This is a genomic window from Pseudomonas sp. SDO5532_S415 (genome assembly GCF_054071155.1).
In genome coordinates, this window is sequence record NZ_JBSVWS010000050.1 from 22,410 (window position 1) to 31,422 (window position 9,013).

Here is a 9,013-nt window from a genome sequence, read left to right on the forward strand (position 1 = left end):
GACGATTCGACAAGCTCCCTCGCCACAAAGGTGTTCGGTACAAGGCATGACCGATGATTACAAATCCGCAACACAGTCTTTTCCTGACCGATACGTCAACGCGTAGAATGCGCTGCCTTGCGCATCAAAAACCTTGGACGCTTCGCTTGTGAATTCCGTGACTGAGACTACCGCCACAACCGCCACTCCCCGCACGACCCCGGTTCGCCAAGAACTCAAAGGCTTGCTCGGGCTGGCTCTGCCGATCATGGTCGCGCAATTGGCCACGACGGCCATGGGCTTCGTCGATGCCGTGATGGCCGGCCGTGTCAGCCCACGGGATCTCGCCTCGGTGGCCCTGGGCAACTCGATCTGGATTCCGGTTTACCTGTTGATGTCCGGCGTTCTGCTGGCCACCACACCCAAGGTCGCCCAACGCTTTGGCGCTGCACAACTTGACGAAATCGGTCCCCTGGTCCGCCAGGCCATGTGGCTGGCATTGTGTGTCGGGCTGATCGGCAGCGGCCTGCTGCTCAGCGCCGAGCCGATCCTGCATTGGATGAAAGTCGATCCACAGTTGATCGAACCGAGCATGGGCTACCTGCACGGCATCGCCTTCGGTTTGCCCGGTATTGCTTTCTATTATGTACTGCGCTGCTACAGCGACGGCATGGGCCGCACCCGGCCGAGCATGGTCATTGGGCTGTGCGGGCTACTGCTGAACATCCCGCTGAACTATGCGCTGATCTACGGCCATTTCGGCATGCCGGCCCTGGGCGGCGTCGGTTGCGGCTGGGCCAGCGGTATCGTGATGTGGTTCATGGCGTTGAGCATGGCCGGTTGGACCTGCTGGGCGCCCTTCTATGCCCGCACACGCGTACTGGTTCGTTTTGACCGCCCGCAATGGACGGTGATCAAGCGCCTGGTGGGCATCGGCCTGCCAATCGGTATCGCGGTGTTCGCCGAATCCAGCATCTTTGCGGTGATCGCACTGCTGATTGGCAGCCTGGGCTCTACCGTGGTGGCCGGGCACCAGATAGCCCTGAACATCAGCTCGCTGCTGTTCATGATTCCTTATTCCCTGGGTATGGCGGTGACGGTAAGGGTCGGTCAGGCGCTGGGCGCCGGCAATCCTTATCAGGCACGCTTCGCGGCGAAGGTCGGGCTGGGCGCCGCACTGGTGTTTGCCGCGTTCTCGGCCAGCCTGATCATGCTGCTGCGCGAACCTATCGCTTCGATCTATACGCCTGACAAGACCGTGATCCAGATTGCGTCGATGTTGATTGTCTATGCCGCGCTGTATCAGTTCTCCGATGCCATCCAGGTGATCTGCGCCGGGGCACTGCGGGGCTACCAGGACACCCGGGTGACGATGATTCTGACGCTGTTCGCCTACTGGGGCATCGGCCTGCCGGTGGGTTATGTGCTGGGCCTGACCGATTGGTTCGGTCCGGCCAGCGGCCCGAGCGGGTTGTGGGAAGGTTTGATCGCAGGCCTGAGTTGCGCGGCACTGATGCTGTCGATCCGACTGACACGCAGTGCGCGTAAACGGATTCGTATCAGCCGTTCAGTCGGATGAGACTCAATGGCTCCCACATGTTTTGCATTGTTGTTAACCGGACTTCTTGCGAATCCAGTACAGATAGGTACCGGCATCTTCGTGCTGCGCCACCAGTTCGTGGTCGAGAAACACGCAGAACTTGGGGATGTCGCGACGTGTCGACGGGTCGGTGGCGATCACCTTGAGCAGGCCGCCAGGCACCAGGTCGCGGATGTGCTGGTGCAGCATCATCACGGGCTCCGGACAATTGAGACCGGTGGCGTCGAGGGTGCCGTCAACCGGCGTGTCAGTCATTTCGCTCATGATTCACTCCTGAAACTTGCCGGCATTGTCGCGCATTGCCGGGTGTTCGGTCATCTGTGGCATTACGCCGCTCCCCCTTGTGGGAGCGAGCCTGCTCGCGAAGGCGGTGTGTCATCCAACATAGATACTGACTGACCGGACGCTTTCGCGAGCAGGCTCGCTCCCACAGGGTATTCGCTGAGTGTCAGCGGGACTTGGGCTTTTTCACATCGAGCCGGCGAAGGTGGCAGGTCACTTCTTCGCGGTCGTGGTACAGCTGCTTGCAACCAATCTCCACGCGAATGCCCCGCGTCTTGAAGCCGTCGGCGATGCGCTCCAACAGGCGCTTCACTTCGGCATAACGCTGTTTCATCGGCAACTTGAGGTTGACCACGGCTTCGCGGCAATGGCCTTCGCCGATCCACTCTTCCAGCATCGCGGCATTGCGCGCCGGTTTCTCGACGATATCGCAGACCATCCAGTCCACCGGCTGCTTGGGCTTGAAGGTAAAACCGTCGGCCATCAGATGCTGTACCAGACCGGTGTCCATCAGGCTTTCGGCCATCGGGCCATTGTCGATGGCCGTCACCAGCATGCCGCGATTGACCAGTTGCCAGGTCCAGCCACCGGGCGCGGCACCAAGATCGACACCCGTCATGTCGCTGTGCAGACGCTCGTCCCACTGGTCACGCGGGATGAAATGGTGCCAGGCCTCCTCCAGCTTAAGGGTCGAACGGCTGGGCGCCTCGCGCGGAAACTTCAGACGCGGAATGCCCATCGGCCACATCGCCGAGTTGTTTGACTCCGCCAGGCCCATGAACACTTCGCGACCACTCTTGAAGGTCAGCAGCAGGCGCGGTTTATGGGCGTCTTCCACCAGTTTGCCGGCGGCTATCAGCGCCTTGCGCAGGTGCACTTCGAATTTCTTGCAGAAATTCGACAGTTCCTTGCCATCGTTGGTGTCGACCATTTCCAGCCACAGGCTGCCGCAGGTCGGAAAGTCCGCCAGGTGCGCGAGGATCACGCTGATGCGGTCGGTTTCCGGCAGGTCGATAAAGATCCCGCGAGCCCATTGGCGCGGGAAGATCAACTGATCGAAACGCTGGCCGCGCATCAGGCGTTCGGCGCCGTCTTCTTCGGTGCAGACAAACTCGGCGCAGGCGCTGGCGGTCTTGGCCTTGGCATAACCGGCCACGTTCAGCCGTGCGGCGAGGTCGGAAATCTCGGAACAGACTTCGCCTTCGAAGCCCGGCCGGCAATGCATAAAGAGGGTGTTCATTCTTACTCCTGGGCAGATGGCGAGACATTCACCACTGCGCGATGCCCAGACTTGCGCTGGAGCAAAGCCTGTCACGAAAACCGGCGCATGATAGCCGACTTCGGAACCTCGAACTTAACGATAGAGTCCAGTTATTAGCCAGCTACCTAAAACAGGGCTAGGTTTAATGCTCTGCCCGTCCCCCTCAGTCCGTAGCCGTGCGGACGTAAAGGAGTGATCGTAATGCCGTCTCTCGATAGCTTGAACACCCTTAAAACCCTGCAAGTCGACGACAAGACCTACCACTATTTCAGTCTGCCGGATGCCGCCAAGAGCCTGGGCGACCTGAGCCTGCTGCCGATGTCGTTGAAAGTGCTGCTGGAAAACCTGTTGCGCTGGGAGGACGAAAAAACCGTCACCGGCGCCGACCTCAGGGCGATTGCCGCCTGGCTCAAGGAGCGTCGCTCCGACCGCGAAATCCAGTACCGCCCAGCGCGGGTGCTGATGCAGGACTTCACCGGCGTGCCCGCCGTGGTTGACCTGGCCGCGATGCGTGCGGCGATGGCCAAGGCTGGCGGCAACCCGCAACGGATCAATCCACTGTCGCCGGTGGACCTGGTGATCGATCACTCGGTAATGGTCGACAAGTTCGCCACCAGCAGCGCCTTCGAACAGAACGTCGACATCGAAATGCAGCGCAATGGCGAACGCTATGCGTTCCTGCGCTGGGGCCAAAGCGCCTTCGATAATTTCAGCGTGGTGCCGCCGGGCACCGGCATCTGCCATCAGGTGAATCTGGAATACCTGGGCCGCACGGTCTGGACCAAGGATGAGGACGGCCGCACCTATGCCTTCCCGGACACATTGGTGGGCACCGACTCCCACACCACCATGATCAATGGTCTTGGCGTCCTCGGCTGGGGCGTCGGCGGCATCGAGGCGGAAGCGGCGATGCTTGGCCAACCGGTGTCGATGCTGATTCCGGAAGTGATCGGTTTCAAACTCACCGGCAAACTCAGGGAAGGCATCACCGCCACCGACCTGGTGCTGACCGTGACGCAGATGCTGCGCAAAAAAGGTGTGGTCGGCAAATTCGTCGAGTTCTATGGCGACGGCCTCGCCGATCTGCCGCTGGCGGATCGCGCGACCATCGCCAACATGGCCCCGGAATATGGCGCCACCTGCGGCTTCTTCCCGGTAGACGACGTGACGCTGGAGTATCTGCGCCTGTCCGGCCGCCCTCTCGAAACCGTGAAACTGGTCGAGGCCTACAGCAAGGCGCAGGGTCTGTGGCGCTTGCCGGGCAAGGAACCGATATTCACCGACAGCCTGGCGCTGGACATGGCCAGCGTCGAAGCCAGCCTTGCCGGGCCGAAACGCCCGCAGGACCGGGTTTCGCTGCCGAATGTCGCGCAAGCGTTCAGCGACTTCATCGGCCTGCAAGTCAAGCCCACCAGCAAGGAAGAAGGTCGCCTGGAAAGCGAGGGCGGCGGCGGTGTCGCGGTGGGTAACGCCGATCTGGCCGGTGAAGTGGACTACGACTTTGAAGGGCAAACGGTGCGACTGAAAAACGGCGCGGTGGTGATTGCGGCGATTACGTCCTGCACCAACACGTCCAACCCGAGCGTGATGATGGCCGCCGGCCTGGTGGCGAAGAAAGCTGTGGAAAAAGGCCTGCGCCGTAAACCCTGGGTGAAAAGTTCGCTGGCCCCAGGCTCGAAAGTGGTCACCGACTACTACAAGGCGGCTGGACTGACGCAATACCTCGATGAACTGGGCTTTGCCCTGGTCGGATATGGCTGCACCACCTGTATCGGCAACTCCGGTCCCTTGCCGGAACCGATCGAAAAAGCCATCCAGAAAGCCGATTTGACCGTAGCCTCCGTGCTGTCGGGTAACCGTAACTTCGAAGGCCGGGTCCATCCACTGGTAAAAACCAACTGGCTGGCCTCACCGCCGCTGGTGGTGGCTTATGCGCTGGCCGGCACCGTGCGCATCGACCTCAGTCGCGAGCCTTTGGGCGAGGACCAGAACGGCAATCTGGTTTACCTGCACGACATCTGGCCAAGCAGCAAGGAAATCGCCGACGCCGTGGAGCAGGTCAACACCGCCATGTTCCACAAGGAGTATGCCGAAGTGTTTGCCGGCGATGAACAGTGGCAGGCCATCGAAGTGCCGCAAGCGGCCACCTACGTCTGGCAGGCGGATTCGACTTACATCCAGCATCCACCGTTCTTCGACGGCATCGGCGGACCGCCACCGGTGGTCAAGGACGTGAACGGTGCCCGCATCCTTGCCCTGCTCGGCGATTCAGTGACCACCGACCACATCTCCCCGGCCGGCAACATCAAGGCTGACAGCCCGGCGGGTCACTATCTGCGGGAAAAAGGCGTCGAGCCTCGGGACTTCAACTCCTATGGCTCGCGACGCGGCAACCACGAAGTGATGATGCGCGGCACTTTTGCCAATATCCGCATTCGCAATGAAATGCTCGGCGGCGAAGAAGGTGGCAATACCCTCTACATCCCGACCGGGGAGAAACTGGCGATCTACGACGCGGCCATGCGTTACCAGGCTGCAGGCACACCGCTGGTGGTGATCGCCGGGCAAGAATACGGCACTGGTTCGAGCCGTGACTGGGCGGCCAAGGGCACTAATCTGCTGGGCGTCAAAGCGGTGATTGCCGAGAGCTTCGAGCGCATTCACCGCTCCAACCTGGTGGGCATGGGCGTGTTGCCGCTGCAATTCAAACTCGACCAAAACCGCAAGAGCCTGAATCTCAGAGGCACTGAAACCCTGGCCATTCTCGGGTTGACCGGCGTCGAACTGACGCCACGGATGAACCTGACCCTGGTCATCACCCGTGAAAACGGTACCCAGGAGAAAGTCGAAGTGCTGTGCCGCATCGATACGCTCAATGAAGTGGAGTACTTCAAGTCGGGAGGGATTTTGCATTACGTGTTGAGGCAGTTGATTGCCTCGTAATTTAACGCTGACAACGACACCGCCTTCGGGCGGTGTTTTTGTTTGGCGCTGCTTATAATCGCGCACTGCGCAACCTTGTGGCGAGGGAGCTTGCTCCCGCTCGGCGGCGAAGCCGTCGTAAAACCTGTGTATCCGATGTACCTGATATAACGAGGCTGCTGAATTCAGGGCTGCTTCGCAACCCAGCGGGAGCAAGCTCCCTCGCCACAAAAGCTCTTCAGCCTCAAAGGACTATTTATGCTCGCTCTGCCATGGACCCACCTGGCCCTCCTCTCCCTCGGCTACGGCATGGCGCTGGCTTACGGTCACCTTGGCTGGTTCGCCACGATCTCCGTCGTGCTGTTGCTGATCGCCGGTTTCTCCGTTCGCCAGCAAACACTTCCACTGGGCCGCTACCTCGGCCACGCCCTGTTCATCGTGCTGGCCGTGGCCTTGGCGACACACTGGCTACCCGGTTTCTACAACGGCCGCGTCATTGACCCGCAGCGCTTTACCGATAATGCCGTGCCGTTTTCCATGTACCTGAATCTGGACAAACCCCTGATCGGTTTCTGGCTGCTGCTGGTCTGTCCGTGGATCGTCGGCCGGCGCTCTTCGCGGCTGTTTCTGTATGCCATCGCACTGGCCCTGCCCCTGAGCGCCGTGTTGGCCCTGGGCGGCGCGCTGGTGCTGGATGTCATCGATTGGGCGCCGAAATGGCCAGAGCAGGCCTGGCTGTGGCTGCTCAACAATCTGCTGCTGGTGACGCTGGTCGAGGAGGCGTTGTTTCGCGGCTACATCCAGGGTGGTTTGAGCCGACGCCTGGGACACCTGCCTTACGGCGAAAACCTCGCCCTGCTGCTCGCTTCGCTGGTGTTCGGCCTGGCGCATGTGGGGGCCGGCTGGCAATGGGTATTGCTGGCGAGTCTGGCCGGTATCGGTTATGGCCTGGCTTACCGCTTCGGTGGGCTGGCGGCAGCCATCGCCACGCATTTCGGTTTGAATCTGCTGCACTTCAGCCTGTTCACTTATCCGATGCTTGCCGGCTGACGCAAGGGTCACTTTGCGACGTATCACTGATTATCGAAAAATAATCTCAACAAATCGCAACGGATGCCGATAGAGCACTTGAAAGCCTTGCGGATTAAAAAGCCATGCGTAACAACCAGCCAATTACACAACGCGAGCGGACCTTCCCGGCCCAGCAACGGTTGATTTCCACCACCGATGCCAAGGGCATGATCACCTACTGCAACGACGCCTTCGTCGAGATCAGCGGGTTTTCTCGTGAGGAACTGATCCGTGCGCCGCACAACCTGGTGCGTCACCCCGACGTTCCGGCCGCGGTGTTCGCGCACATGTGGGCGACACTGAAACAAGGCTTGCCATGGATGGGTATTGTCAAGAATCGCTGCAAGACCGGTGACCACTATTGGGTCAACGCCTATGTGACACCGATCTTCGAAGGCAATCAGGTGATCGGTTACGAGTCGGTGCGGGTCAAACCCTCCGCCGAACAAATCCGCCGTGCCGAAGCGCTTTACCAACGCATCAACCAGGGCAAGTCGGCCGTTCCGGCCACCGACAAATGGTTGCCGGTCCTGCAGGACTGGCTGCCGTTCATTCTGGTCAGCCAGTTGAGCTTCATGATCGGTGCCTCGCTCAACTCCCAGTGGGGATTTGCTTTGGCCGCCGGCCTTTCGGTACCGCTGGGCCTGATGGGCCTGAGCTGGCAGCAACGCGGCATCAAGCGTTTGTTGCGTCTGGCCGAGCAGACCACGTCCGACCCGTTGATCGCGCAGATGTACACCGACAGTCGCGGCGCCCAGGCGCGCCTGGAGATGTCAATCCTCAGTCAGGAAGCACGCCTGAAAACCTGCCTGACCCGCTTGCAAGATACCGCCGAACACCTCACCGATCAGGCGAAACAATCCGACGCCCTGGCGCACAACAGCTCCACGGGCCTGGAACGCCAGCGTGTCGAAACCGAGCAAGTGGCCACCGCCGTCAACCAGATGGCCGCCACCACGCAGGAAGTCGCCAGCCATGTGCAACGCACCGCCGATGCGACGCAGGAAGCCAATCGCCTGACCGGGCGTGGACGTGACATCGCCGGGGAGACCCGCGAAGCCATTCAGCGCCTGTCGGTGGTGGTCGGGGAAACCGGCCTGACCGTGACCCAACTGGCCAAGGACAGCGATGAAATCGGTGGCGTGGTCGATGTGATCAAGGGCATTGCCGACCAGACCAACTTGCTGGCGCTCAACGCCGCCATCGAAGCGGCCCGCGCCGGTGAGATGGGTCGCGGCTTTGCGGTGGTGGCTGATGAAGTACGGCAGCTGGCACAACGCACCAGCGAATCCACCGGGCAGATTCACGCGCTGATCGCCAAGCTGCAGCAGACTGCCGGGACGGCGGTGCAAACCATGGAAGCCGGGCATCGCCAGGCTGAAGAAGGTGTGGCCCGGGTACTGGAAGCGGATCAGGCACTGGTGGGGATCAGCGAAGCGGTGGCCAACATCACCGACATGACCACCCAGATCGCTGCCGCGACCGAAGAGCAAAGTGCCGTGGCCGAAGAAATCAGCCGCAACATCAGCAACATTTCCGAACTGGCTGACCAGACTTCGGAACAGGCGCAGAACTCGGCCTTGTTGAGTGAAGAACTGACCAAAACCGCGAATACCCAGTATTCGTTGGTGGAGCGGTTTAACCGCTGATTGATGCGGGAAACAACAAACCCGGACGGTGAAAACCTCCGGGTTTTTTATTGCCAGTCTTAAAGTGATTGTCTGGCAATCTGTATTCGCGAGCAGGCTCGCTCCCACAGTTGATCTCTGTCGGACACTGAATTTGTGCCCAATTCAAATCTAATGTGGGAGCGAGCCTGCTCGCGAAGAGGCCCTCAACGGCACGGCAAGTTTCAAAGCAGAAATGCTGCAACCTTGCTCGCCGCAGCCGCCAGATGC

General features: G+C 60.5%; 6 protein-coding genes. 4 read left to right on the plus strand and 2 right to left on the minus strand.

The genetic code is table 11. The features are described from left to right. Window positions 1-148 precede the first annotated feature (148 nt). On the plus strand, window positions 149-1,558 hold the full coding sequence (locus ACW9HW_RS13980; RefSeq protein ID WP_457400368.1) for an MATE family efflux transporter: 1,410 nt from the start codon (window positions 149-151) through the stop codon (window positions 1,556-1,558). A 33-nt stretch (window positions 1,559-1,591) separates the two neighbouring features. On the opposite strand, the gene tusA is transcribed toward ACW9HW_RS13980, so the two are convergent. Together tusA and rlmM are read right to left on the minus strand one after the other, a co-directional pair. Further along, on the minus strand, window positions 1,592-1,843 hold the full coding sequence (tusA, locus tag ACW9HW_RS13985; RefSeq protein WP_095197341.1) for a sulfurtransferase TusA: 252 nt from the start codon (window positions 1,841-1,843) through the stop codon (window positions 1,592-1,594). A 184-nt stretch (window positions 1,844-2,027) separates the two neighbouring features. Beyond that, window positions 2,028-3,101 (minus strand): 23S rRNA (cytidine(2498)-2'-O)-methyltransferase RlmM, encoded by a 1,074-nt coding sequence (gene rlmM / locus ACW9HW_RS13990; RefSeq protein ID WP_457400369.1) that lies wholly within the window; start codon window positions 3,099-3,101, stop codon window positions 2,028-2,030. Between the two features lie 222 nt (window positions 3,102-3,323). Between rlmM and acnA the strand changes: the two genes are divergently transcribed. The 3 genes from acnA (at window position 3,324) to ACW9HW_RS14005 (ending at window position 8,764) form a co-directional block, all read left to right on the plus strand. Beyond that, window positions 3,324-6,065 carry an aconitate hydratase AcnA gene (gene acnA, locus ACW9HW_RS13995; protein WP_457400370.1) on the plus strand — a complete coding sequence of 914 codons (2,742 nt, stop codon included), beginning with the start codon at window positions 3,324-3,326 and terminating at the stop codon, window positions 6,063-6,065. Between the two features lie 237 nt (window positions 6,066-6,302). After that, entirely contained in the window at window positions 6,303-7,094 is a 792-nt protein-coding gene (locus ACW9HW_RS14000; RefSeq protein ID WP_457400372.1) for a CPBP family intramembrane glutamic endopeptidase, read from the plus strand. Window positions 7,095-7,198: 104 nt separating this feature from the next. Then, on the plus strand, window positions 7,199-8,764 hold the full coding sequence (locus ACW9HW_RS14005; protein ID WP_095197337.1) for a methyl-accepting chemotaxis protein: 1,566 nt from the start codon (window positions 7,199-7,201) through the stop codon (window positions 8,762-8,764). Window positions 8,765-9,013: the final 249 nt, after the last annotated feature.